At 70.6% G+C, this 24,523-nt stretch carries 19 protein-coding genes; 7 read left to right on the top strand and 12 right to left on the bottom strand.

The genetic code is table 11. The features are described from left to right. Nucleotides 1-68: 68 nt before the first annotated feature. Nucleotides 69-1,175, top strand: a complete 1,107-nt coding sequence (locus KYK13_RS01270; protein ID WP_223641172.1) for a GNAT family N-acetyltransferase — start codon at nt 69-71, stop codon at nt 1,173-1,175. Nucleotides 1,176-1,178: 3 nt separating this feature from the next. Here the strand turns inward: KYK13_RS01270 and KYK13_RS01265 are convergent, their stop codons facing one another. Next, on the bottom strand, nt 1,179-2,615 hold the full coding sequence (locus KYK13_RS01265) for an MATE family efflux transporter (RefSeq protein WP_223641169.1): 1,437 nt from the start codon (nt 2,613-2,615) through the stop codon (nt 1,179-1,181). Nucleotides 2,616-2,880: 265 nt separating this feature from the next. On the opposite strand from KYK13_RS01265, the gene KYK13_RS01260 reads away from it, so the two are divergent. Further along, nucleotides 2,881-3,894: a DapH/DapD/GlmU-related protein gene (locus tag KYK13_RS01260; protein WP_223641166.1), complete on the top strand. Its 1,014-nt coding sequence runs from the start codon at nt 2,881-2,883 to the stop codon at nt 3,892-3,894. Between the two features lie 12 nt (nt 3,895-3,906). On the opposite strand, the gene KYK13_RS01255 is transcribed toward KYK13_RS01260, so the two are convergent. Genes KYK13_RS01255 through KYK13_RS01240 form a run of 4 tightly spaced genes read right to left on the bottom strand, consistent with a single transcriptional unit; the run spans nt 3,907 to nt 10,348 of the window. After that, nucleotides 3,907-5,064: an aromatic ring-hydroxylating dioxygenase subunit alpha gene (locus KYK13_RS01255; protein ID WP_223641163.1), complete on the bottom strand. Its 1,158-nt coding sequence runs from the start codon at nt 5,062-5,064 to the stop codon at nt 3,907-3,909. Beyond that, the gene (locus KYK13_RS01250; protein ID WP_370645397.1) at nt 5,061-6,701 is read right to left on the bottom strand and encodes a GH3 auxin-responsive promoter family protein; all 1,641 of its coding nucleotides are present in this window, start codon (nt 6,699-6,701) and stop codon (nt 5,061-5,063) included. The genes KYK13_RS01255 and KYK13_RS01250 overlap by 4 nt, the downstream gene beginning before the upstream one ends. Before the next feature lie 31 nt (nt 6,702-6,732). Further along, entirely contained in the window at nt 6,733-7,494 is a 762-nt protein-coding gene (locus tag KYK13_RS01245; RefSeq protein WP_223641157.1) for a hypothetical protein, read from the bottom strand. Nucleotides 7,495-7,498: 4 nt separating this feature from the next. Continuing rightward, a complete protein-coding gene (locus tag KYK13_RS01240) occupies nt 7,499-10,348 on the bottom strand; it encodes an FG-GAP-like repeat-containing protein (RefSeq protein ID WP_223641154.1) in 2,850 nt (949 codons plus the stop codon). A gap of 105 nt (nt 10,349-10,453) precedes the next feature. On the opposite strand from KYK13_RS01240, the gene KYK13_RS01235 reads away from it, so the two are divergent. Both KYK13_RS01235 and KYK13_RS01230 read left to right on the top strand, forming a co-directional pair. Then, complete coding sequence (locus KYK13_RS01235) at nt 10,454-11,377, top strand: fatty acid desaturase (RefSeq protein ID WP_223641151.1); 924 nt, start codon at nt 10,454-10,456, stop codon at nt 11,375-11,377. Beyond that, the gene (locus KYK13_RS01230; RefSeq protein WP_223641148.1) at nt 11,377-12,003 is read left to right on the top strand and encodes a hypothetical protein; all 627 of its coding nucleotides are present in this window, start codon (nt 11,377-11,379) and stop codon (nt 12,001-12,003) included. Before KYK13_RS01235 ends, KYK13_RS01230 begins: the two co-directional genes overlap by 1 nt. On the opposite strand, the gene KYK13_RS01225 is transcribed toward KYK13_RS01230, so the two are convergent. The 5 genes from KYK13_RS01225 to KYK13_RS01205 all read right to left on the bottom strand — a co-directional run bounded on the left by KYK13_RS01225 (nt 12,004) and on the right by KYK13_RS01205 (nt 16,788). Beyond that, on the bottom strand, nt 12,004-13,239 hold the full coding sequence (locus tag KYK13_RS01225) for an imm11 family protein (protein WP_223641145.1): 1,236 nt from the start codon (nt 13,237-13,239) through the stop codon (nt 12,004-12,006). It abuts the gene before it with no gap. A gap of 21 nt (nt 13,240-13,260) precedes the next feature. Beyond that, entirely contained in the window at nt 13,261-14,457 is a 1,197-nt protein-coding gene (locus KYK13_RS01220) for an AHH domain-containing protein (RefSeq protein WP_223641143.1), read from the bottom strand. 247 nt (nt 14,458-14,704) lie between these two features. After that, the gene (locus KYK13_RS01215) at nt 14,705-15,088 is read right to left on the bottom strand and encodes an STAS/SEC14 domain-containing protein (RefSeq protein ID WP_223641141.1); all 384 of its coding nucleotides are present in this window, start codon (nt 15,086-15,088) and stop codon (nt 14,705-14,707) included. A 99-nt stretch (nt 15,089-15,187) separates the two neighbouring features. Beyond that, nucleotides 15,188-15,679 (bottom strand): CinA family protein, encoded by a 492-nt coding sequence (locus KYK13_RS01210; protein ID WP_223641139.1) that lies wholly within the window; start codon nt 15,677-15,679, stop codon nt 15,188-15,190. Next, entirely contained in the window at nt 15,676-16,788 is a 1,113-nt protein-coding gene (locus KYK13_RS01205) for a GRAS family protein (RefSeq protein WP_223641137.1), read from the bottom strand. The genes KYK13_RS01210 and KYK13_RS01205 overlap by 4 nt, the downstream gene beginning before the upstream one ends. Nucleotides 16,789-17,009: 221 nt before the next feature. Between KYK13_RS01205 and KYK13_RS01200 the strand changes: the two genes are divergently transcribed. The 3 genes from KYK13_RS01200 (at nt 17,010) to KYK13_RS01190 (ending at nt 21,732) form a co-directional block, all read left to right on the top strand. Further along, nucleotides 17,010-19,790, top strand: a complete 2,781-nt coding sequence (locus tag KYK13_RS01200; protein WP_223641135.1) for a TonB-dependent receptor domain-containing protein — start codon at nt 17,010-17,012, stop codon at nt 19,788-19,790. A gap of 1 nt (nt 19,791) precedes the next feature. Next, nucleotides 19,792-21,072: a hypothetical protein gene (locus tag KYK13_RS01195; protein ID WP_223641133.1), complete on the top strand. Its 1,281-nt coding sequence runs from the start codon at nt 19,792-19,794 to the stop codon at nt 21,070-21,072. Between the two features lie 141 nt (nt 21,073-21,213). Beyond that, the gene (locus tag KYK13_RS01190) at nt 21,214-21,732 is read left to right on the top strand and encodes a hypothetical protein (RefSeq protein ID WP_223641130.1); all 519 of its coding nucleotides are present in this window, start codon (nt 21,214-21,216) and stop codon (nt 21,730-21,732) included. Here the strand turns inward: KYK13_RS01190 and KYK13_RS01185 are convergent. Further along, a complete protein-coding gene (locus KYK13_RS01185; RefSeq protein ID WP_223641127.1) occupies nt 21,701-23,077 on the bottom strand; it encodes a PAS domain-containing sensor histidine kinase in 1,377 nt (458 codons plus the stop codon). The genes KYK13_RS01190 and KYK13_RS01185 overlap by 32 nt on opposite strands. 10 nt (nt 23,078-23,087) lie before the next feature. Then, entirely contained in the window at nt 23,088-24,494 is a 1,407-nt protein-coding gene (locus KYK13_RS01180) for a sigma-54 dependent transcriptional regulator (RefSeq protein WP_223641124.1), read from the bottom strand. Nucleotides 24,495-24,523: the final 29 nt, after the last annotated feature.

Here is a 24,523-nt window from a genome sequence, read left to right as displayed (position 1 = left end):
CAATGTGGCGCACGGGAGGCCGGGGCGGAAGTCCACTCCGGCGTCGGATACGCTGCCGCACGGCCCCCATGAGCCCCCTCCGCCGAGCCACCCGGGACGACAACGCCGCGCTGCTGGACCTGTTCGGGGACGTGCCCATGACCGGGGACCTGGTGCTCAGCACGCAGCGGTCGCCGGACTACTTCGGCCTCTTCGCCATGCAGCGCGGCGAGGCCGAAGTCTGGGCCCACGGCGGACCGTCCCGCCTGGACGGCATGGGCGCCATCCACGTGCGCGACGGCTGGCTGGACGGCGCACCGTGCCGCGTGGGCTACCTGGGCGACCTGCGCACCCGCTTCTCCGCGCGCCGCGCTCGCGGCCTCGCCCGGTTCTATGGCCCCGTGCTGGAGGAGACCTCCCGCCGCCACGGCGTGGACGTGTTCCTCACCGCCGTCATGGCCTCCAACGCCGCCGCGCTCCAGGCCCTGGTGCGCCGGGGCGCGGCTCGGGAAGCGCAGCCGCACTACCACCTGCTGCGCGCATTCTCCGCCGTCTCGCTCCAGTTCGTCCTGCGCCGCAAGCCGCGCCCCAGCCGCTTCACCGTGCGCCGCGCCACCGCCGAGGACGTGCCCGCCATGGCCGCGCTGCTGGACGCGGATCACCGCTCGCGCCCCTTCGGCTACCGCTTCGACACCGGGGAGCTGGAGCACCGGTTCGCGCACTGGCCCGGCCTTCGCGTGGAGGATTCATTCCTCGCGTTCGACCCCGCCGGACAGCTCGTCGGCTGCACCTCCGCGTGGAACCCCGACGCCGTGAAGCGCTACCGCGTGCTCGCGTACCGGGGCGCCATGAAGTGGGTGCGCCGGGGCTTCAACGCGCTCGCCACCGTCACCGGCGCGCCCCGCCTGCCCGCGCCCGGCGGCGACTTCCGCTACTTCTACCTCTGCAACACCAGCATCCCTTCCGAGGACCCCGCCGTGCTGCGGGCGCTGCTCGACGCCGTCTACGCCGCGTTCCACGGCCAGGGCTTCCACTTCTTCACCGTGCAGCGGGACTCCGGGGACGCGCTGGCCTCCGCCTTCGACGGCTTCCTCCAGCGGCGCCTGGACTTCCACCTCTACGCCGTCACGCCCGCCTCGCGCCCCCCGAGGACCTTCCCCGGGGGACGCACCGGCTTTGAAATCTGCCTGCCCTGACGCTCACACCACGCGCGTCTTCCAGCGCCCGCGCCGGAACAGGACGATGCCCAGCACGGACATCACCGCGAAGGCCACGGGCACCGACCAGTACGCGCCCACCACGCCCAGCCCCACTGGATGGGACAGCACCCACGCCAGCGGCAGCTCCAGCACCCAGAGACACCCCAGGTCGATGAGCGTGGGCGTGCGCGTGTCCCCCGCGCCGTTGAACGCGGAGGTGATGACCATGCCGTACGCGCATGACAGGAAGCTCAAGCTGAAGATGCGCAGCGCCGTGGCCCCCGCGTCCACCACCGCCGGATCCGTCGTGAACGCCCCCAGCAAGGGATGCGCGAAGATGAAGAAGCCCACGCCGATGGCGCCCAGCACCATCAGGTTGTACCTGCCCGCCAGCCACACCGCCTTCGCGCCCCGGTCCGGGTCTCCCGCGCCCATGCTCTGCCCCAGCAGCGTGGACGCCGCGTTGCCCAGGCCCCACGCGGGCATCAGCGCGAACATCGTGATGCGGATGGCGATGGTGTAGCCCGCCAGCGCCGTGCTGCCGAACGACGACACGATGCGCACCAGCACCACCCAGCTGGACGTGCTCACCAGCGCCTGCACCATGCCCGCGCTCGACAGCCGCAACATCGCGAGCATCGTCGCGGGCTCCAGGGCCAGGTGCTCGCGCCGCACCTGGAGCCGGCCGTTCGCGCGCGCCAACCGGAAGAGCTGGTACACGACGCCCGCGCTCCGGCCCAGCGTGGTGGCCCACGCCGCGCCCACCACGCCCAGCTCCGGGAACGGCCCCCAGCCGAAGATGAGGCACGGCGCGAGCACGATGTTGAGCCCGTTGGCCAGCATCAGCACGCGCATCGCGATGGCCGCGTCACCCGCCCCCCGGAAGATGGCGTTGATGAGGAAGAGCAGCAGGATGCTCACCACGCCGCCCATCATCACGCGCGTGTAGCCCACGCCGTGCTCCAGCACCCACGGCGAGCCTCCGAGCGCCGCCAGCAACGGCCGCGCGAAGACGATGCCCGCCACGGCCAGCACCGTGGAGATGACCACGCCCAACCCAATCGCCTGCACCGCCGTGCGCCCCGCCCGCTCCGTGTCCTTCTCCCCGATGCGGCGGGCCACCATCGCCGTGGCGCCGATGCTCAGGCCCATGCCGGCCGCGTAGATGAGCACGAGGATGGATTCGGTGAGGCCCACCGTGGCCACCGCCTCCGCGCCCAACCGGCCGACGAAGGCGACGTCCACCACGGCGAACACCGACTCCATGCACATCTCCAACACCATGGGCACGGCCAGCAGGAAGATGGCCCGCCCGAGCGGCAGCCGTGTCAGGTCCTGTTCCGTGCCGTGCAGCGCCTCCTTCACCAGCGTCCACGGTCCCTTGTCCACGGGCGCGGGGACCTGGGTGTTCCGGTCCGCCAGGGGTGTCTCTTCCACGGGGTGCGGCCTTTCGAGAGCGAGGGGACTTCCTACCGCAAAACGCCCACACGTGGCGCCCAGCGACGCGGGCTCTTACGTCCCCTGGCCCCGACTCCTGACATCTGAAGGTGCGACACCCACCCTCGCCGGGACAGCGAGCGAGCGTCGGCTGTCGGACGGCGTGGTCGCGCCTTCGTACAACATGCCCTTGGGAGGGCCAGGAGTAGCTTGCTGCATCCCAATGAGTCCCTCACCCGCGACCGCTTCCTTTCAGCCCACCGCGGTGGGTCCTCATTTCACCCTGGCTTCGTCCGCGCGACTGCTGGGCACCACGCAAGTGGGCCCCGGAGCCATCATCTCCCGCGGCGCCGTCGTGCGCTCGGTGGGAGGCTCCGTGATGTTGGGAGCCTTCTCCACCCTGCGTGAGGACGCGGTGGTCATGGGCACCCCCGAGCGCCCCACGTCCATTGGCGAGAAGACCTTGCTGGGTCGACGCTCGCTCGTGATGGGCGCGCGCGTGGGGTCGCTGTGCGACATCGGCGACGGCGCCATCCTGATGCCGGGCGCGACGCTGGGTGATCGCTGCCTGGTGGGCGAGGGCTCGGTGCTGCCGCCTGGCATGACGGTGCCGGATCAATCCGTGGTGCTGGGCCGGCCGGGTCAGGTCCTGCGGATGCTCTCCACCGAGGACCTGGCCCACCTGCAACAGCGCTGGGGCGGTGACCTGTCGCTCCCCGCCGCGCCACTGACTCCTTTCTCCGCGCGCGACCGCGCCGAGGATGCCCCCATGGGACAGCTGTACGCCTTTCGTGACCGTCACCCCTTCGTCCACCCCACCGCCACCCTCTTCTCCTCCGCGGAGGTGTCCGGCGACGTGGTCATCGGCGCGGGCGCCATCATCGGGGCGGGCGTGAAGATCACGGGCGACCTGAACGGTCCGGTGCGCATTGGCGCGCGGGTGCAGATTCTCGAGAACACGGTGCTGCACCTGCAGCCGGACACGATGCTGGTGCTGGAAGAGGGCGTGGTGGTGGGCCCGGGCTGCGTGCTGCACGCGTGCAACCTGGGGGCGGGCACGGTGGTGGAGCCGGGCGCCATCCTCTGCGAGGGCAGTCACCTGGGGAAGGGCTGCCACGTGGCGGCCGGCAGCCTGGTGAAGGCGCGCGCGGTGTTCCCGGACTACGCGCTCGTGGAGGGCTTCCCCGCGGCGCAGGTGGGCACGCGCACGTCGCCGCCGGAGCCGCCGCGCTGGGTGCTCCGTCCGGAGGACCTGCCGGGCCTGCGACGCATGGGCTGAGAGGGGTCTTCCCTAGACCCAGAAGACCACGTCGCGCTCCGCGTCCTCGGGGCCGGGCCCGTGCGCGCCCTCACGAAGCCAGCGGCGGTAGGCCTCGATGTCCGCGTGGTGCAGGTCGGCCTCCGTGCCCGAGTACACGCCGCCACCGGGGCCATCCGTCAGTCCCTGGCGCTGCGTCTCCATGATGCGGACGTCCTGCTGGATGACCTGCCGGGTGTACCAGCGCACCAGCGGCGTCAGCGCCCGGCCCACCCACGCACCGGGCACGTCCAAGGGCAGACGGTAGCTGATGGCCGTGTAGACGAGCGTGTCCGTGGGCCCGATGGGCGTGCACTGGGAGTTGATGGCGAAGCCGCTGTCGCCCCACTGGTAGTCCACGCGCGTGACGTTGGGGACGATGAACTCATCCGTGTGCACGAGTGGCAGGCCGCGCGGGTTGAACAGCCGCCCCAGTCCGGTGAGCGCGTCTTCTTCCTGGTGGTAGGTCATCCGCACGCGGCCCGCGTGGCGCTTCACCGTGGAGGGAACACGCTTGCGCGTGGGATTGCGGAACCAGCCCCGGTGCACGAAGGACGTGTGCGGCACGTCCATGAAGTTCTCCACCAGGTTCGTCACCCCGTTCGCGAAGCGCGTCACCATGAAGTAGACGGTCCAGCCGCGCTCGTTCCAGGAGGGGACCCGGAAGGGCTCAGCGCGTGCATGCGTCACGTCCCCGCCCAGGTAGACGTAGACGAGTCCGTCCTGCTCCCGAGTGGGGAAGCGTGCGAGCCGGCCCAGTTCACAGGGCGCGGGCTTGAGCCCTTCGTGCGCGCAGGCGTTCGCGTCCAGCTTCTCTCCCCGTTGCGGCGGACCGAGCGCTGGGATCTCCACCACCGCGCCGGACGCGTCGTAGACCCAGCCGTGATACGGACAGCCGAGCCGTCCGTCGAACATGTCGCCCTGGGACAGACGCGCGTTGCGGTGGAGGCAGCGGTCGCGCAGCGCGGTGGGGGCGCCATCCGGCCCTCGGAAGAGGACCAGCCCCGTGCCGAACACGGTGCGCGCGATGGGCTTGTTCGCGGGCAGCTCCGTGGAGAGACACGCCACGTACCAGAAGTCCTTCAGCGCGCCGCAGCGGGCGAGGTCCGCCTCCGCGTCCAGGTCCACCGCGCGCACTTCACTGCGACTCATGACGTCCCTCTCGCGAACCATTCCGTCCAGCCGGGCTGACGGTGCAGCTCCACGGGCTTGATGTCGCCCGCACGCTGGCCCAGTTGGATGCATCGGGCTTCGTAGCGCCGGGCCCCTTGGGTCACTCGCACCGCGCGGACCGGCCCGAGCTGTCCCAGCTCCCGTGCGTAGCGGTAGTGGTGGCCTTCACACAGGGCTCGATCCACGTTCGCGGCCATTGCGTCCATCTGGCTCGTGGGCAGGTCTGTCTCCAGGAACAGGCGGTAGGCCGGTGGGGTCCCCCACTCCGGCGCGAGCATGGCGAACATGGGACGCCTGGGGCCCAGCGCTGTATCCAACACCGTGCTGACTCGCGCGGCGGAGAGCTTCTCGCCCACGAGATCCGACACGGCATCCGCTCGGCCGAGGAATCGCAAGCAGGGCGTCGCGTGCACGAAGCCTTCCACGCGCACGAGGTCCCCCAGCCGGTAGCGCAGCAGTCCGCCGGACGTGGAGAGGAGTACCGCGTAGGTACGGCCCTTCGTCAGCTCGTGCGCCAGGAGAGGCCGCGCCTCTGGACGCTCTGGCTCCATGAATTCAATGAAGTGGCTGCGGACCGCGAGCACCGGCGCGGGTGCCTCGAAGAGGGGCAGCGTAATGACACCCTCCGTGGCGAGCAGGCCCTTGCCCTGGACCTCGACGCCCGGGAAGCGGCGGCATGCGCCAGCCATGGCGTGCGCGGCCTGGGCGTCCGTCCACATGCTCAACAGCGCGAGCCCTGGCCACAGCGTGCGTGCGGAGGACAGTCCGTCGCGCAAGGCGGCGCGCAGCACCTGGGCTCTTGGGAGATCACGCACGCCCTGGAGCCCCTGCACGAGCGCTGTCCACTTGGGGTCGGTGCCCACGGGCGCACCGTCCGCGTCGTGTTCGGGAGGCCGCAGCGTGCCTCGCTCCAGGTCCTCCGCGAGCTGGTTGCCGTGCCGCTCCAGTGCGTCCATCAGCAGCGTGAGGAAGCTGGGGTTCCAGACGCTGATCAACGACAGGTTTGAACACCGCACGAGGTACCACAGCGTCACGTAGCGGCACGGCTCAACGTGTGGCGCCTGCCCCACCGCGCCCGGCACGGCGAAGACGCGCGCGAGCAGCGGCTGCAACGGACGCGGGAACCACGCGCTGTCCTCCGCCGAGCCCACCGGGATGCCGCCCGCGGTCCGGTGCTGCCTGCGCCCCAGTGGAGAGATGGACCAGTAGCTGGGGCCCTCGCGCACCGCGGGCCGGCGCAGGAACACCTCGTGCAGCATGGGCGCGAGTGCTCGCTGGAACTCACGGAGCAGGCCCTGTGTCACCGGAACCCGCTTGGACGCGCCCGAGGAACCACCGGACAGCTCGAAGCGCAACATGGGTTCTCGGGTGAGGACTCGCGCTGCTCCGTTCGCGATGCGCTCCACGTCCTCCGCCACTGAGTCCGGCGTGGTGATGGGCACCGCGTCCTGGAACTCCCTCGCCGTGTGGATGCGGTCGAAGTGGGGCACCCGGCTTGCCTGTGCCGTGCCCTCCACGGCGCGGAGGATGCGCGTGAGGCATTCCGCCTGCGCGACCTCCGGCTCCCGCAACGCGTGGCGGAAGCGCAGCGCGGACGGCGTCAGCGCAGCCAGCATGGCGGTCAGCAGCCCTCGTGAGGTCAGCACGTCACGTCCCCACGCGGATCCGCGAGGCATTCCGATCCCTGCGGGCCCAGCGGCGCAGCTGGCCCCAGATGCTTCGTGCCAGGGCCCTCGCCAGGTCCCAGCCCCTTATCTCCACCAGGCACACCAGCTCCTCACCCTCGGCGTGGCCCGGATTGCGCTCGGCGAAGTAGGCGATGTGCGGATGGGCCGCCGCGTCCCGGTCGATGGGCGAGACGCCGTCCCGCACCCGGTAGTGCGCACCGTCGAAGCGCAGCGTGCCCTTCGCCGCGTCGTACTGCGCGCCGAACCACCGCGTCGCCAGTGCTCGCAAGAACTCCGAGCGTCCTTCCGGCGGCAGCCAGTCCCTGCGCGGGTGCGTGCGCGGGAAGTAGTTCACCGCCAGCAGGTACGTCTTGTACCCGCCCGACAGCAGCAACCAGTACAGCGGCCGCCATGGCCGGCGCAGCTTGCGCGCGAGCAGCAACCGCCCGAACACCACCTGCAACGTCTTGTGGCCCCACCAGTCCGGATGGATGACCGTGTCGCCCGAGTACAGCACCTCCACCCCGTCCTCCTCCGCCACCCGCACCGTGCTGAACCCCACCAGTTCGCGCGTACGCCGGGCGTGCAGCAGGAACACCCACTGCTTCGCGTCCAGGTCCGCGTGGAAGCGCTCGGCGCTCACGCCCACGTAGCAGCACTGCATCAGCGCGAGCATCCGCGCCCGGGTGTCGGCGTCCAGGTCCTCGCGCCGCACCGTGGTGCCCTTCATCGCGGAGAGCATCGGCTCAGGGCCCTCCCCGCAGCGCGGTGGGCGCGGGCGGCTGGCGCACCTCCTGGTAGCGGTCCGCCTCCAGCGTCACCTCCTGCGGCTCCGCGCCATACCAGTGGATGACCGCCTTCACCGGCCCCGCGTGACGGCCCAGACCGAAGTGCAGCCGAGGATCCGCCGACGCGGAGAAGCCTCCCATCAGCCCCACCTCGCGCACCTGCTCCACGCGCTGACCGTTCTCCTCGTAGGACACCACCACGCGCGTGCCTACCGCGCTCCGGTGCGTGCGCTGACCGTCTCCCACCAGCGACAGGCCCACGAAGTGCGCGTCCTGCTTCGCGTCCGTCGCGCTGGCTCGCAGGGTGTTGCGATACAGCGACACCGGCGCGTGCTGGTTGGTGATGAGCACGTCCAGGTCGCCATCGTCATCCAGGTCCGCCATCAACACGCCTCGCGAGTTGTCCGGCGCCTCGATGCCTACCTCCTTCGCCACGTCTACGAAGTGCCCCGGACGCGCGTCGCCCAGGTTGAGGTACACGCGGCGCGCCTCGTTCGGATAGAGCACGCGGCCCCGGATGTCGCCCCACTTGTCCGCGTACGTGTGCACCTCCGGGCCGGACTGCATCAACTTGTGATTCACGTACCAGTAGTCGTTGCGCTGTCCCTCCGGGATGCGCCACTTCGGCGCGTCCAGGCGCGCGTCCACCATGCCGTTGGCCTGCACCAGGTCCGGCCACCCGTCGTCGTCCAGGTCTCCCGCCGCGGCCCCCCAACCAAAGCGGCGCTCGTTCAACGCGCCCCGGAAGGTGGCCTCGTCCTGGAAGCGGGGCACGAAGGGATCCTCGCCCGGGCCTACCATCCACAACAGGCTGCCCTCCGCCTGGAGCGAGTGGTGCACGTTGGACACGTACACGTCCAACCAGCCGTTGCGGTCGAAGTCCGCCACGCTCGCGTTCATGCCCTTGTACGTGTCACGGCCAATCTCCCCGAAGCGCTTCCCCACCACGTGGCGGAAGTGCCGGCCTCCCTCGTTCAGGTAGATGTCGTCCGGTCCGAAGTCGTTGGCCACGTACAGGTCCGTCCACCCGTCCTGGTTCAGGTCCACCGTGCTCACCGCGAGCGACCAGTGCGTCTCCTTCAGCCCCAGCGCCTCCGCGTCCTGCTTCTCGAACGTGCCGTCGCCCCGGCCCCGGTAGAGCACGTTGCGTCCGCCGTTGTTCGCGTTGTGCCAGCCGTCGTGCATGAAGCGCAGCATGCGGCGGTCCCCCGCGTATTCGGGCTGCGGCAGCTTGAAGAGGTTGAGCGGCGGCGCGGGCTCCGGGTAGTCCGGCAGGTGCGTCGTCATCGCGTTGAGCACCAGCAGGTCCAGGTGCCCATCGCGGTCGTAATCCAGGAACGTGAGCCCCAGGCTCACCGCGTGGTCCGTCACACCCGCGGCCTCCGTCACGTCCTCGAAGGTCGCCGTGCCCGTCTCGCGCAGCATGTTGCGCAGCAGGCGCACCGGCCCGAAGGCCACCGCCACCGCGAGGTCCATGTCCCCGTCCCCATCCCAGTCCACGAACGTCCCGCCGCCGGCCAGGCCCTCTTCCTTGTAGCGGGTGGCGAAGCGCTCCAGCGCGGGCACGGGGACGCGCTCGAAGCGCATCCCGCCCAGGTTGCGGTACAGGCCCGCGTGGTCCTCCGGCGTGCCCAGCGGGTGCGTGAGGAACAGGTCCAGCCTGCCGTCCCCATCGAAGTCGCCGGTGGCCACCGCGTCACCCACCGCGACCAGCCACTTGGCGACGTGGGCCACGCGAGGATCCAGCTCCTCCAACGTGTGTCCCATCGTCGAGCCCAGGCCCGCTTGCGTGACGTCCTGCGCATCCAGGTGGAACGCGAGCGGCGCAGAGCGCTCCCCCTGCGCCGCCGTCACCGCGTAGCCCGTGCCCAGCACCGCCCCGAGTCCGCCCACCACGCCCAGGCGCCGGAGCACGTCCGGGGTCCCCAACGCGCGCGGTGACGCGCCCCGGGTGCGCCACAGCTCGCGCGCGTGCATGAACACGAAGCGGCAGGTGGCCACGGTGAGCGCCGCGTAGAAGAACGTGTAGACGCTCTCCTTCAGGTGCAGCACCAGGTCCACGCAGGTGATGGCCAGCGCCACGAGCACCTGGGCCTTCGGCGTCGCCGGCGACGTCGCTGGATCCGTCAGCATGTAGAAGACGAAGATGAAGAATGACGGCGCGCCCAGCGTGCCCAGGAACAGCACCTCCGGCGGCAGGTGGTGCCGGAGGATGTACGCGCGCAGCGCGGTCTGGAGCGCGTAGAAGGACAGGAAGCTGATCACCAGCCAGCCGCGCCCCACCCGGAAGAAGAACAGCACCAGCGCCGCCATCACGATGAAGGCCGACAGCGCGACCTCGCCGTTGGCCCACTGGTAGGCGGGCGCGGCGGTGATGAGCTCGCGCGTGGTGAGCAGCGACACGGCCACCGCGAACATCGACGGGTTGAAGACGTGGCGCCCCTGGAAGGTCAGCACGTACTTGGAGCCGATGGCCAGCCACACCGGCAGCCACAACAGCGTGCTCGCGTGCGAGTAGTTCAGCAGCAGCGCCAGCGAGCAGCACGAGATGTACGCGGAGAGCGGCAGCTCCTTGCGCCGCTTGAGCACCCAGCCCAGGACCGCGTCCAGCAGCGTGCCGGAGATGACCAGGAAGGCCATCTGCCCGGGGCTGCGGTTGAAGCCGAAGAAGGTGAAGCCCAGCACACCGTAGAGCGTGAGCAGCGCCGCGAAGGGCAGCCTCGGGTCGTTCCAGCGGGGGAAGACCCAGCCGCCCCACTCCACGCGCGTGCCCGCCAGGGCCGGCGTCGTTGGCACATGCACACTCATGATTGACCGTCCCGATGCACGCGCGGAGCGTGCCGCGCCCGTCTCCGGGTGTCCAATCCGCACGGGACTTGCGTCTTGCGCCCATGCGTGGAGTCCTGGCACACGATGTCCTCTTCCCTGCCTCGCCGCGCGGCGGTGCCTCGCGAGCTGCTCGTCCCCGCCACCCCGGAAGGCCTGCTGCGGCTGGCGGCCGTGGAGTGGGCGGGGATGGCCGTGGGGTGGGCGGTCATGGCTTGGGCGCCTCCGGTGCTCGCGCCGCTGGCGGTGCTCGCCGTCGCGGGACGGCTGCATGCCCTGGGCGTCCTGCTTCATGACGCGGTCCACCTGCCTTCGCGAAGGCGCGAATGGCGACTGTGTCTGCTGGAGACCGTCGCGGGATATCCCATCGCGTCCACGCTGGCGGCGATGCGCTACCACCACCTCCGCCATCACCGTGACGCGGGGCTGCCCACGGATCCATACCGCAAGCCTCCGGACGGAGGCCGGCTGCGCACGGCGTGGCGGTGGCTGTTGCTCCTGGGCGTGATTCCCGGCTGGGTGCTGCGCGGGCCGGTGGGGCTCTGCGCGTGGGTGCTGCCTTCGCTGCGCACGGCGTATGCGCGCGTGTTCCTCCAGGACCGGTCCGGGCGCGTGCTCTCACGCGACGCGGAGGTGGCGGCGTGTGCTCGCGCGGAGGCGGGGCAGGTGCTGTTCCACCTGGGCGTGCTGGCGCTGGCGGTGCGGTGGCCCTCCGCGGTGCTGTGGGGGTACGGGGTGCCGTTGCTCGTGGCGGCGGGGTTCAACGCGCATCGGCTGCTCGCGGAGCACACCGCCACGCCCGCTCGGGGGCGGACGCTGGAAGATGTGTTCGCGTGCACGCGCGACCATGGGCTCGGGTGGTGGGGCTGGATGGGATTGGCGCCCCGGCACGTGGGGATGCATGTGGTGCATCACCTGCACCCGCAGGTGTCCCTCACGCACCTGCCCCGGCTTCGCGCGTGGTACGTCGAGCGGTTTCCCCACCACTATCCCCGGCCTCGTTCTTCCTGATGCTCACTTCGATGACGCGGGTGTCGTTGGTCGTGGCGCTGGTGGCGTGCGCGAGCGCGGCGGTGGTGTTCCGGCGCCGGCAGAACGCACAGGGTGGCCGGGGGGGTCGCATCTCCGGGCCGAAGCTGGCGTGGCTGCTGTACGCGGTGTTCCTCTGGTTCCTCGTGTGCCCGCTGGTGGCGATGGATGCGGCCGTGCCGATGGAGGCTCGCGTCGTGTTGGGCGCCTTCGCGGTGTCCATGTGGCTGCGCGGCGCCGCGGAGCTCTACATGCTCTATGTGTCTCGCAACTGGCGGCCACCGTATGGCGTGGGCCATGACCTGGGATGCATCGCGCTGCTGGGAGCGGGGCTCGTGTACACCGGGGAGAAGTGGGCCGGGGTGCTCGACGGGCGCGATGTCTGGGCGCTGGCGCTGGTGGGCCTGGTGCTGGTGACCCTGGTGGTGGAGGTGGCCTATGCGGCGCTGTTCCACCAGGCCGTGGAGGGGCGCACCACCGGCGAGGATGGCGTGTGGTTCGCGGACGCGGAGCAGGCGCGGTTCCGGCGCATCAACCGGCTGACGCTGGCGCTCAACGTGCCGCTGTATGGGGCACTGGCGGTGTGGCTGATGCTGGGGATGGGGTAGCTACACCACGGGCTGGCGCCAGGCCTTGGACAGGTGGCCGGGACTGGACTGGTTGAAGCGATGGAGCAGCTCTTCCCGGCCGTGCTCCAGCAGGTACGTGAGCTCCCGGGGCATGAGCGTCTTCACGGTGACCAGACGGACCTGTCCGTCCGGCAGCGTGAAGTGCGTGGGGAGCGTGGGGGTTTCCATGCCCAGGAGCACGGCGACACGGCCGTCTTTCGTCAGGAGGGGTTCGGGCATGCGCTCTCCGTCGATTTCCATGGAGAGGATGCCGGTGCGCGCGGGTTCGCGCAGGTGTTCGTGGCCCACGAGTTCATTGGCGATGCGTTCGAGGAGGAGCTGCTGCCAGCTCTTCGCCACGTTCGCCACGGGCTCGTCGGTTTCGAGCGCGAGTTCCAGGCCGAAGCCCACGGAGGGTTCGGCTTTGTCCGCGAAGAAGTTGGAGAGGCCGTCCGTCACGAAGAGCGTGCGTCCTTCAGGCCGGTGGATGACTCGCCAGATTTCGCTTCGCGCCGGCCAACCACCACCGACGACGATGGGGATGACGAAGTTGTCATCCATGGTGCCCAGCGTGTGCCAGAAGGCTTCACGGGGTTTCGTGGAACGTTCGTAGAGCTCGCCGAGCATGCGGTTGTGCGCGCGTTCCTCGGGGCTGACTTCGCTGGGGCCGGTGACTTCCCGGAACGACATCCCCGTGGCGCCGGAGCGCTCCAGCGCCTCCTTGATATCCTCGGAGACGATGAGCACGACACTCCAGCCCCAGGGACGGAAGACCTTGGCATCGCCCACTCTCGTCGTGTCGATACGCATGCCCATGACGGACCTGTATCGCCCGGTCTTCTCTGGCCGCCCGTCTTCAGGCAGCCAATACAGCACCTCTGCTGACTCCTGATCATCGATGCATCGGATGGTGCGCGTCGCGACGAGGATGAAGAAGGTCTCCGACTGCCCGTCGACATCGACCGGGATGAGCTGAACCTCGTCAGGAGCAAGCTCCGTGAACACGCATGCGACTCGCCTATGGACGATGGGCGCACCACCGACGCTCGTCGTGGCGTAGTCGAGGACCTTCCCAGGATGACCAATGGGGATCCGTAGACGTTCGTTGATTTGGACCGGGCAACCCCTCTTGAACTGCCAGATGTCATCGATCTCTTGCCCCTGGGCATCTGTGGGCTCATCTGGCAACCAGCGGTCCCTCAACTCCATGTCGTCGCGAAGCTCGAAGTACCGCATCGAAATCCATCTCCCTATGCGTCAGGGTTGGGTGACAAGAATGTTGAGCCGGGTGTTCGGTCTGGAGATCAGCCGACCCAGGGCTTGGAGTTCCCCCACCAACGCGTCCCTGCATGACTGGATGGTACTGCAGTCTCCCAAGGCATCACTCAATCTCGAGTAGACAGTCTCATGGTACTCGCGAGGATGCGGACCCTGATGGGCTCGGACGCCAACTGTATTCACTTCGTCGTCCAGTGACATTCCCGCGCGGTCGAAGAGCTTCTGGAACCTGGGAGACCATGGACCACCGTTGTGCGTCGCCTCCCACCACTTGTTCGTAGCGATGTGATGCACCCGGACTTCACCCGGCACGGGAACATTCGGTCCCTTCGCGCCCATCGCCATCGCGTTGGGCGCCAACGCGATCGTCACTTCCCCAGTCGCGGACACTGCGACGGCAGAAACCTCCGCCGCAGCCACCAGCCGGAAGCCTCCTTGCTCCGCTCCCACCAGCGCGGCCTGTGCTGAACCCGGCAGCGTCGCGACCCTCGTCGCCAGCGTTTGCGCCGTGCCGCCCAGCGCGGCCATCGCCAGCATCACGAAGGCCCGTGCCGCTTGCTTGCCCATCACCTCGCCGTACTTTTCTCCCGCGCTCCGGATGCCGTCGAACGTCTGGGCGTCCTTCACCTCCGACGCCAGCACCCTCCAACCCTGGATCAGACTCCACACCGTGTCCCAGCCCAGGTACGCAATCAGCGCCACCGTCAGCGTTGCTGCCACGCCCTTCGACAACAGCGGCTCCGGCACCAGCCACAGGCTGAAGTACACCGCTCCTGTCGACACCAGCAGCGACACCATCGCCTCGGGGTCCACCATCCCCTTGAGGGCTTCGACTGTCTCCTCCCACACCGAGTCCAACGCGATGCGGAAGGCCAGCGTCCGCTTGCCCTCCTCGTTCAGCGTCAGTCCCTGGTCCAGCAGGTGGAGACAGTCTCCGGATAGCCGCTTGCGCACGCACCAGCGTCCGTAGGCAGCCTCCAGTTCCGTGCTCCCTTGCGCGGCCCGGACGCGGCCCTGCTTCGGATCCACCACGGAAACGACACCCAGCGATGCCCTCGGACGGTCCGCTCCGGGATTCAACAGCCGAAGCGCCTCCCTCCTCGGATGCACCGATGCTGGCGCTTGGCGCGCCAGCGTCCGCACTGTCTCCTCGAAAGTGTCACCATCCAGCGCCACGGGTCGTGTGTCCGTGCGCGGTGTGTACTCACGCGCCCGGCCATCACCCGTGTCCAACCGCCACGTCCGTGACGTCGCGCAGCCCGTCACCAACAGCGCCCACAGCACGCACAGTCCGCGCAGCGACATGGACGGCCTCTTGGTATCGAAGGCTACACCACGGACTGACCGAGCTCCCGGGGCAGGAGCGTCTTCACGATGACGAGGGATGGCGCCTCGGGCCGCGCGCTGTCATGTGCGGGACCTTTCAGCCCTGCAGCGCCACGCCCTGCTCCTCGTCCCCGTGCTTCAGCCAGGTCCTCGCCGCGGACTCCTGCCAGAAGCGCCGGAGGATCTTGTCCGTGCCGCTCCCCGAGGCCACGCGGTTCAGCTGCAACGCGACGATCTGGTTCTGAACCAGCTCCGCCACCCGCGTCACCCCCGAGCGCAATCCATACTCCTGCACCCTCCGGATGAGGTCCGCGGCCTCCGGCGAGGCCGGCCGGAACGTGCGCAGGTCCGCTTCGATCTTGATGGCCTGCCCCGCCACCTCATCCGTCGCGGCGCGCAGGTCCTCCACGAAGCGTTTCATCTCCTCCAGCCGGATGTAGCCCTCCAGCGCGAAGCTCACGATGGATTCCGTTCGGTCCACGTCGATTCGATACATCGAGGCCCCCTTCGTGAGTCCGCGTCAAACCTTCTCTCGCATCGAGCATCCCCCCGCCAATGTCCGGAAGGATGAGTCCCCTATTCAGGACTCCACGCCCAGCTCCTCCAAAAGGAGGGCCAGTCCCCGCGCCGCCGCGGCGTGCCGCACCTGGCGCCGGTCCCCCTCGAACTGGTGACGCTCCACCACCGCGCCCCTCCCCCGCCGCTGTACCGCGATGAACACCAGCCCCACCGGCTTCGCCTCCGTCCCGCCCCCAGGCCCCGCGATGCCCGTCTCCGCCACCGCCCAGTCCGCCCACGAACGCTCCAGCGCCCCCGCCGCCATCGCCTCCACCGCTTCCGCGCTCACCGACCCGTGCGCCTGCAATAGCGCCAGCGGCACGCCCAGCTGCTCACCCTTCGACTCGTTCGAGTACGGCACGAACCCACGCTCCACCACCGCCGACGCCCCCGGCACCTCCGTCAGCGCCGCGATCATCAGGCCTCCCGTACACGCCTCCGCCAATGCCAGCCGCACGTCGGCCTTCCGGCAGCTCGCGATGACCTTCGGCGCCAACGCCTCCAGTTCGCTCACGCGCCCTCCCCCGGCACCGCCGCCAGCACCGACACCAGCACATCGCCCCGGAAGGTGATGCCCACCGTGCCCGCGTCCCCCTTGAGCAGCCCCACCGCCGGATGCACGTCGCCGGGGCACACCGCCTCCAGCCCGCCTCGCGGCGCGAAGCCCGCGCGCTGCAACCGCTCCCACCAGGCCGAGGCCAGCTCATGGCGCTCGCACCGCTCCGCGTCGTTCACCGTGCCCACGATGTCGTCCACCTCCCGGCCGAAGAACCGCTTGATGGCGCGCCGCTCCGCGCCCGGCACGTCCAGCGTATCCAGCAACTGGAACACGCGGGAGAAGTGGTGCCATGCGTTCTTCAATCGCTCACGCGCTGGAGCGCGGTGGTGGTCCACGTGGGGCTCGCACAGCACCATGCCCACCGGCCCCAGCGACGCCAGCCGCGCCAGCACCGCGTCGCGCGCCTCCACTCCCGACGTCTCCCTCTCCGCGATGTGGTGCAGCGCGAACGCCGCGTTCACCACCAGCGGCCGGCGCACCGAGCGCAGCGCCGCCCACGTCGCCGCGTCCAGGTCCTCCACCGGCGACTCCAGCTTCACGAACTCGAGCGACAGCCCCACCTCCTCCGCCACCGCCAGCACCGCGTCGCGCGCCTCCACCAGGGCCGCGCCGCCGGGGTCCACCCCCACCACCATCAGGTGCCGGGGCAGCGCGCCCGCCCTCGCCAGCGCCCGCAGCAGGTTGCACTCCTGCCGCCCCTGGCCAATTCCCACGTCCAGCAGCGTCGCCTCCGCGTGCCCGCTCAGGAAGTCCGCCAGCAGCGCGTTCGCCACCGCGTCCGCCGCCGAGGCCAGCGGCAGGTGCTTCATCAAGCGCCGGAACAACTCAATCTGCGGCGCGCCTCCGTCCACCTCCGAGGCCCGGTACGGATGCAGCGCCCCCGTCGCCCCCTCCAACCGGCGCGACAGCGCGGTGGCGAACACGGCGTAGTTCTCGTCCTCGGGAATGCGCTCCGCGTCCAGCAACCGATAGAGCGCCGCCAGCGCTTCCACCGCCTCCACCGTTCGCGCCGACAACGCATGATCCATCGCCCGGAGCAGCAGTTCATCCTTCACCGTGCGCATGCGCCCTCCCCGCGAAGCCGTGGCCGTGGCTTCCACTCGACATGAAAAAGTGTAACGACGGCTCGAGTCGCGGCTCCAGGGGGCGGCACCGCGGGACAGCGGGCCGTGCGCGTTCGCACAGCGCTCCGCCCCCGAGGACGGACTGGCGCGACGCGGGTGTCATGGCAGGGCACCCGCGAGGGTGTCACTTTCGCGGGGGGCCGGTGTTGAAGCACGCGCCCATGCTCCTCCCCCCCCTCGCTGTCCGCCTGGTGCTGGCGGTCGTGCTGCTGTCCGGCGCGGTTGCTCGCGCGCAGGGCGTGCCCTCCGCCACCAGCGAGCCTCGCGCCGTGGAGGTGGACGTCCATGCCACTGACGCGGGTCAGGCCCTCTCCGCCGAGGACGCCGTCCGCCTGGGCCTGTCCCCCGACGCGGGGGACGCGACGCTCGTCCCGCCGGTCCTCACCGCGGAGGCGCCCGCCTCCTGGCCGGAAGGCTTGGAAGGTACGCCTGGCGAGGTGGAGCTGGAGCTTCGGGTGGACGTGGACGGCCGCGTCGCGGAGGTGAAGGTGGTGCGCGCCGCCGCCGAGCCGCGCCTCACCGACGCGGCGCTCGCCGCGGCCCCGGGCCTGCGCTTCACCCCGGCCACCCTGGGCGGCACGCCCGTGGCGGTGCGCCTGCCGTTCGTCTACCGCTTCACGCCGCCCGTGCAGGTCCCCGCCTCCGACACTCGCGTCACCGGCGAGGTGCGCGCGCGCGGCACGCGCCGCCCGCTGACGGACGCGGCGCTCTTCCTGGACGGCGCGCCCGAGCCCGCCGCCACCACGGACGCACAGGGCCGCTTCACGGTGGACGTGACGCCGGGCACGCACACGCTGGAGGTCCGCGCGCCGGGCCACGCGACGACCGCGTTCACGGAGACGCTGACGCAGGGCCAGACGCTCCAGGTCATCTACCGGCTCCAGCCTCGCGAGGTGAACCCCTACGAGACCGTGGTGCGCGACGAGCGCCCGCGCACGGAGGTGACGCGCATCAGCCTGCACGAGCAGGAGATCCGCGAGGTGCCCGGCACCCTGGGTGACCCGTTCCGCGTGGTGATGCTGATGCCGGGCGTGGGCAGCCTCGCGTCCGGCATCAGCTACCCGGTGGTGCGCGGCAGCCAGCCCGCCGCCACGGGCTTCTTCCTGGACGGCGTGCGCATCCCGATGCTGTACCACCTGCTGCTCGGGCCCGCGGTGGTGCACCCGGACTTCATCGACACCGTGGACTTCTACTCGGGCGCGCCGCCGGTGCAGTACGGCCGCGTGCTGGGCGGCGCGGTGGAGGGGCGCCTCAGCCGCCCGCGCGAGGACCGGCTGCACTTCACCGCGTACGCGGACCTGATCAACGCGGGCGGCTTCATCGAACAGCCCTTCGAGTCCACCGGCACCAGCGTCAGCCTCGCGGGCCGCATCAGCTACACCGCGCTGCTCATCTCGCTGGCGGCCAATACCTTCCAGAGCTCGGACGCGGAGAAGGTGCGCGCGGGCTTCTGGGACTACCAGGCGCGCATCGAGCAGAAGGTGGGCCAGGGCCGCCTGCGCCTGTTCGCGCTCGGCAGCTCCGACGACGTGGGCGTCGCGCCGGAGCTGCGGGACGCCGCGGACGGAGGCGGCGTCGTGTCGCGCTTCCACCGCATCGACCTGCGCGGCACGCACCCCGTGGCGGGCGGCGAGGGCGAGGTGGGCGTCACGCTGGGCTGGGACGGACTGGGCCTCACCGGCGAACGGACGCGCGACACCGGAAGGGAGCTGATCCGCGAGCAGGTGGGCGAGTACAGCCTGAGTCAGGCGAGCGTCTCCGCTCGCGCGGGATGGCGCCGGACGCTGACGTCCTCACTGGACCTGACCCTGGGCGCGGACGTGGAGCACCGTCGCTCCGCCACCGTGCTCGCCGGCACCGCGCGGCCTCCAGGGTGGCGCCCCTCGGACGACGCGGATCCGCTCAAGCGCCCGAGCGCGCTGGCCACCTTCTCCGGCGCGTATGCGTCCGCCACGTGGAAGCCCTCGGAGCGCTGGTCCGTGACGCCGGGCCTGCGCGTGGACGCGTACCACCTGGTGCCGGGCATGACCTTCACCGCGGTGGAGCCGCGCCTGGCCGTGCGCCACGCGCTGACGGAGACCCTCACGCTCAAGGGCGGCGCGGGCCTGTACCACCAGCCCCCCACCGTGCTCGTGCACGTGCCCGCCATCGACACCGCGAGCCTGCGCTACGGCCTCCAGTCCGGCGCGCAGCTCGACGTGGGCGCGGAGTGGAAGGCCTTCGAGGGGCTGGAGCTGAGCGCGGACGCGTACTTCAACCCGCTGTTCCGCGCGGTGGAGTTCGACCTGAAGGACGTGGCGGAGAACCGCCGCCGCCGGCTCAGCCTGGACACGGACCCCGCCACCACCGGCTACGCCTATGGCTTCGACCTGATGGCCCGACACCCGCTGGGCCGCCACTGGTTCGGCTGGGTGTCCTACAGCTTCCTGCAGAGCAGGCGGAAGGCGCGCTTCTCCCGCTTCAGCGACGACAACAAGGTCCTGGAGACGGTGGAGGGCACGCTGCCCTTCGCCTTCGAACAGGCGCACACGTTCAACGCCGCGCTCAGCTACAAGTTCGGCAACAACTGGACCGTGGGCACGGTGGTGCACTTCAACACCGGCCGCCCGGAGACGGGGCAGATCACCTCCCAGACGCAGCGCTGGGTGCCGGACGGCGACGGCACGAACCGTTGGGTGCGGCAGGACCTGGACCGCACCCAGCGACTGGCGCCGTTCTTCCGCGTGGACGCGCGCATCGCGAAGTCGTGGGCCTACCAGGACTTCACCCTGGATGCGTCGCTCGACGTGCTCAACCTCTCCGCGCAGCAGGAGGTGGTGGCCTACGAGTACCGGGACGAGTCCGACTTCGACCCCAACAACCCCCGGGGCACCCATCCCGTCCGCGCCCCCATCCGCATCCCCGTCATCCTCCCGCTCTTCGGGCTCAAGGCGACCTACTGACATGCGACGCGCACTCGTCACCTCCCTGGCGCTCGTGGCCTCCGCCGTCACCGGCTGCGACCGCTATCCCGAGGACCCCATCTTCGCCTACGGCCGCGCGCTCCACCGGGACGGCTCACCGCGCGCCGGCGAGCCGCTGCCCCTGGAGCGCCTGCATCCGGAGGAGGAGTCCTTCCAGCCCTTCGGGACCGTCGTCCCCGACGCCTCCGGCGACTTCATCCTGGAATTGCTCTACCAGGACGTCGTCGAGACGGACCCCTCCGGCAGACGGTGCGTGTTCCGGATGTCGCTGCCGCTGGAAGCGGACGGCAGCGGCGCATCCCTTGCGTTCTCCTTCCAGAATGACGTGGAGCTGCCCGAGCTGAAGGCGTGGGACGCGCACCCGGTCGTGAGCGTCGGTGAGCAGGGCCCCAGCGTGGCCTTCCCTCCCGCGCCCCCGGCGCCGCCCCTGCCGGTGACGGCGGACACCCTGGAACTGCGCTCCATGGACGGCGACCTCATCCCCATCCTGCCCAGCACGCCGGAGCCCTTGCTGTGGGTCACGTCCGGCGGCGAGCTGCTCTGGCGCCAGACAGGCGCCCCCTCTCCATGGACGCCGAGCCCGCAGGTGATGGAGGACTTCGCCAGTCCCCGTGTCCAGCTGCGGGCCGCCAGCGGAGGGACGTGGCTGTTCTCGCCCCTGGGCAGCGAGGCGAGCTCCGTGGACTTCCGGCTGGAGTGGCGCACCGGCACCGAACCGCTGCCCGCGGGGACACTGCGCCCCATCAGCCGCGGCGCGCCGTGCGAGCCGTCCTTCCCGGATGTCTGTCCATGGACGGATGGCCTGCTCACGCCCGTGGACTTCTTCAAGAAGGAGACCGACCCGCGGGTCCACAGCGTCGTCATCACCCTGCCCCGGCCCACCCTGCCCCGCAGGGCGGTGGTGCGCGGTCTTCAGTATCTGCGAGGCTACGGCGGTAGGGATTCGCTCGTCGTGGAGGGCAGCGCGGACGGCGAGCACTGGCAATCCCTGGCACGCGTCGTCCTGCGGGACCTGAGCTCCACCGAGCAATCCCTGCTCGACGCACAGCTCGGCTTCTTCAACGAGCCCACCGCAGAGGCCTCGTCCTACGGAGACGCCCCGCTCCTGCTGGGCAGGCGAGAGCGCGTCTTCCAGGATGTCCCCCTCTCCAGCACGGAGCCCGCGCGCTTCGTGCGCTTCTCCGTGGAATCCCTTACCTACGACGGAAGCGCCCCACCCGCCGATCTCTATACCCTCTCCGAGCTGTCCATCTTTGAATAGTCATTGGGGAGGCAATCCAACCCATGAAGATTGCTTGGGTAGGGGAAGCCGGGGAGTCCATCCCAACCAAATAAATCAAGAAATAAAGGGCGCTCCGTTCATCTCATGAAGCACCGCTCATTCGTGCCCGAGGAGGGCCCCATGATTGCGCTGACCTGGACGTATGGGCAGCTCCTCAAGGGACTGACGGAGCGGGTGCGCCGGGTGCTGCTGGTGCAGGTGCTCATCCTGGCGCCGAGCTTCGGGGTGCTGGAGCTGAACCCACTGGGTCCTTCGCACCGGGGGCTCTCGCTGACACGGCTGGCGCTGTGGGGCTGCGCGGTGGGGCTGTTGTGGGGCCTGCACCGGTATGCCTTCGGGCCCACGCGGGTGGCCTCGTGGCAGCGCGTGCTGTGGGTGACGGGGCTGTGCTGGCTGGGGCAGTGGCTGGGCGTCTTCGTCTCGGTGGAGGCGCTGCCCCCGTCGATCCAGCAGTGGTCCGGGGCGCGGTGGATCCACGTGGGGTTCAGCGTGATGTTCTTCTGGGCGGCGACCGCGGTGCTCTACCGGCTGGCCGCGCCCGTGCCGGAGCCTGACGCGGTCCCCGCCATACCCACCGGGCCCGAGGCCGCGCCCAGCAAGAAGCGCCTCACGCGCGCGGAGCGTCCAGCGGGAGCCTGAGCCTCGCGCGGCAGCCCCGGCCGTCGGTGCGGTTCTCCAGGCGCAGGCTGCCACCGTGCGCTTCGGCGATCTGCCGGCTGAGCGCCAGGCCGATGCCGCTGCCCTGGGGCTTGGTGGTGAAGAAGGGCACGAAGAGGTTCGACGTGTCGGCGAGGCCGGGGCCTTCGTCCTCCACCCAGACCTCCACGGCGCCGGGCGTGTGCACCGCCCAGGAAACCCAGACACCGCCCGAGCCTCCGTCCGACAGGACCGCGTCCACGGCGTTGCGGACCAGGTTGATGAGCAAGTGCTCCAGCTGGTCTCCGTCTCCGGGCACGGTGAGGCCGGGGCCCGGGCGCACGGCGACGGGGCGACGCGGCTCCAGGGCGGCCACTCGACGGACCCAGGGCTCCACCTCCACGGGCCCCAGGCTGGGCGGGGGCAGGCGCGCGAGCCGCGCGTGCGCGGACATGAAGCGCGACAGGGCCTCCGCGCGGCGGGCGATGATGCCCAGGCCGTGACGGGCGTCCTCCTCCCAGTCCTCGGGGCGCGGCACCAGGGCGAGGGTGTCTCGCAGCGCGTCCGCGATGGATTGGATGGGGGTGAGGGAGTTGTTGATTTCGTGGCTGAGGACGCGGACCAGCCGGCGCCAGGCTTCCCGTTCTTCCTCGCGCAATGCCAGACGCAGGTCGGTGAGCACGACGAGCTGGTGGGGTTGGCCTCCTTCGCGGAAGGAGCCTCGCCACAGCTCGTAGGGGCCGCCGTCCTGTTGCGCGAAGACGCGGGTGAGGCGGCGGGGAGCGGGGCCCTCCAGCAGCTCGCTCCAGCCGAGGGAGTCCGCGCGCTGCCCCAGGAGCTGCGCTCGCGGGAGGCCCACGAGCCGGGCGCCCGCCCGGTTCACCAGCTTGAGCGTGCCGCTGGCGTCGAAGGCGAGCACCGCGACGTCGATGGCCTCCATCACCTGCCCCAGCAGCGCGCCGGCCTCCAGCGCGCCCAGGCGCTGTTCGCGCAGGGTGTCGCCCAGGGCGTTGACCTCCAGGAGCACCTCCCCGAGCGGGTCTCCCACGTGTCCGCCCCGGCCGCGCACGGAGTAGTCCCCTTCGCGCAGCGCGGCCAGCAGGCCCGCGACGGTGTGCAGGGGCCGCACGACGCGCTCGCGGAGCGCCAGGCATGCTCCGGCGTGAACGCCCACCACGAGCACGGACAGCGTCCAGCGGACCTTCGCGGTGAAGTCCCCCGTCCAGAGGAGCGCGAGCGTCACGAGGACCGCGGGCAGCCCCGCGAGGACCCCGAGCCACAGGATGCGCAGGTCGTGCGGCACGCGCGACTTCTGTTCGTGCGCGTCCTGTTCGTGCGCGAGCTTCATGACGCGCGCTTCACCGCGCGCCCTTGATGCCGTAGTACTGGAGCCGCCGGTAGAGCGCGCTGCGCGACAGCCCCAGCGCCTTCGCTGCTTCGCTCACGTTGCCGTCGTGCCGGCCGAGCGCGCGCTCGATGAGGTAGCGCTCCACCTCCTCCAGCGTCATCTCCTCCAGGCGCGTGCTCCCCGCGGCCTGCGGCCCCATCCGCTTGAGCAGCAGGTCCTCCGCCTCCACCCGGTCGCCCACCGCCATCAGCAGCGCGCGCTCCACCGCGTGCTCCAATTCGCGCACGTTGCCCGGCCAGGGATACGCGATGAGCGCCTCCATGGCGCCCGGCGCCAGGTGGATGTTCGGGCGGCCGTAGCGCTGGCCCTGCGCCGCCAGGAAGTGCGCCGCGAGCAACGGGATGTCCTCCCTGCGCTCCCGGAGCGGCGGCAGCTGCACCTCCACCGTGTTGAGCCGGTAGAGCAGGTCCTCGCGGAAGCGCCCCTCCGCCACCGCCCGGCCCAGGTCCACGTTCGTCGCGCTCACCACGCGCACGTCCACGCGCCGGGTCCGCGACGAGCCCACCGGGTGCAGCTCCCCCGTCTGGAGCACCCGCAGCAGCTTCGCCTGCTGCGTGAGCGGCATGTTCCCAATCTCATCCAGGAAGAGCGTGCCGCCGTCCGCCAGCTCGAAGCAGCCGATGCGGTCCGCCTTCGCGTCCGTGAAGGCTCCCTTCACGTGTCCGAAGAGCTCGCTCTCGAAGACGCCCTCGGACAGGCCGCCGGAGTTCACCGCGACGAAGGGCCGGTCCGCGCGCGGGCTCGCCGCGTGGATGAGCCGCGCCACCACCTCCTTGCCCGTGCCGTGCTCTCCCGTCACCAGCACCGGCGCCGAGGACGGCGCCACCCGGTCGATGAGCCTGCGCACCGGCTGCATCGCCCGCGACTCGCCCACCATGGGCGAGCGTCCCCCCTGCTCGCGGCGCAGGTGCTGGTTCTCCTCCTCCAGCCGCCGGCTTCGCCGCAGCGCCCGGGACCACTCCAGCTGCGTGCGCAGCGTGGCCAGCAGGCGCGTGTTGTCCCAGGGCTTCTGCACGTAGTCGCGCGCGCCCAGGCGCATCGCCTCCACCGCGCCCTCCACGCTCCCCCACGCCGTCATCACCACCACGGGCAGCAGCGCGTCCCTCGCGCGAAGCTCGCCCAGCAGGTCCAGGCCCTCGCGCCCGGACGTGGTGTCGCGCGCGTAGTTCAGGTCCATCAACACCAGGTCCACGTCCTCCGCGTCCAGCGTGGCCTTCACGCCCGCGGGGGACTGCGCGCTCACCACCGTGTAGCCGTCGCGCTTGAGCAGGAGCCGCAGCGCCTCCAGCACGTCCGGCTGGTCATCGGCCACGAGGACGCGGGTGGAACGGGAGGAGGAAGCGGTGGGTTCGGACACGGGGGACACCAGGGGACGCAACTGTGCCA

Origin of the sequence: Corallococcus sp. EGB, assembly GCF_019968905.1 — a bacterium.
Classification (GTDB): domain Bacteria; phylum Myxococcota; class Myxococcia; order Myxococcales; family Myxococcaceae; genus Corallococcus.
This window is presented reverse-complemented; position numbering and strand designations above follow the sequence as displayed.